General features: G+C 23.9%; 1 protein-coding gene and 1 pseudogene. One reads left to right on the forward strand and one right to left on the reverse strand.

Annotated elements, in window-relative coordinates:
* Positions 1–290, reverse strand: a pseudogene (locus EHU54_RS05920) (hypothetical protein); the annotation flags it as partial.
* Between the two features lie 92 nt (positions 291–382).
* Here EHU54_RS05920 and EHU54_RS05925 point away from each other — a divergent pair.
* A partial coding sequence (locus EHU54_RS05925) for a hypothetical protein (RefSeq protein WP_400249474.1) occupies positions 383–1,093 on the forward strand: 711 nt, incomplete at its 3' end.

Consider the following 1,093-nt stretch of genomic DNA (forward strand, 5'->3'; position numbering starts at 1 on the left):
TCATATTTTTTTAAGCCTAATTCTTCATCTAAAGGATAATGATTTATATTTTCTTTTTTTTCTTCATCATATTTAACATATAATCTTCTTTTAATATGAAAATCTCCATATTCTGTTTTAATTGTTTTTGGCAATTTTGATATCACCTTATATCCTTGTAATATTTGTCCTTGTTGATATAATTTAAATATCTCATTATCTCTATTAACAAATAAATTTTTAACTTCATTATTTGTTTCTATTATTTTATTTTCTTTATAATTTCCTAATAAATTTTGTTTTAATTCCATTTTATAATTTCCTTTCGTAATTAAACAATTTTTTTAAATTACAATATTTAATACTTCAGATAATTTTATCAAAAAAAGGAGGTTAATTAAAAATGCAAGATTTTACAAAAATTAATAACAAAAAACGAATTATTAGTTATGAACATTTAAATAAAAAGTATGATTTAAATTTTAGTGACTATAATTTTGGTTTTGATTGAGAAGTATTTAAAGATTTTGTTGGTGATAATTATGCCCGATATTTTACTTCGCCAACTTTTTTTAAATTTGTTTCAGCTGGTCGTGGTACTAATAAAACATGAAATCATTTAGCAGAAAAATTATTTTTTGCTTGTAATTTTACCGATGCTTCATCTAATATTTTACGAAGATATGCCAACACACACGAAGATACTACATTTGGCGATACAATTAATGTCTGCAACTATCTATATGATAAATATGGGATTGATATAGGACCTGACAATGAAAATGGTATTATTTGACCTAAAAATGTTAAAGAAGGTGTCGAGATTGTTTTTCCTAGTGGTGTTCGTATTGCTTTTGTTGGTTATGCTAATGGTAATAAAATTATGGGGAAAGTTGGGAAAGGAACAGGGATTTTATCTGCATGAACAGATGAAATGATACATGCTGAAGAAAAAGAAATCTTAACTGATAAAGAATTAGATAAAAGATATAATAATTTAAGAGTTTCAATGTTTCGTTCTAAAATTTTAAAAGTATCTTATGAAAAATATACCGATGAAAATAATAATGAACAATATAATCTAGATAATCCTATCGCGGTAAAAGAATTATCT

It is taken from the genome of Spiroplasma sp. ald, from assembly GCF_044714355.1.
GTDB classification, from domain to species: Bacteria; Bacillota_I; Bacilli_A; order Mycoplasmatales; family Mycoplasmataceae; genus Spiroplasma; species Spiroplasma phoeniceum.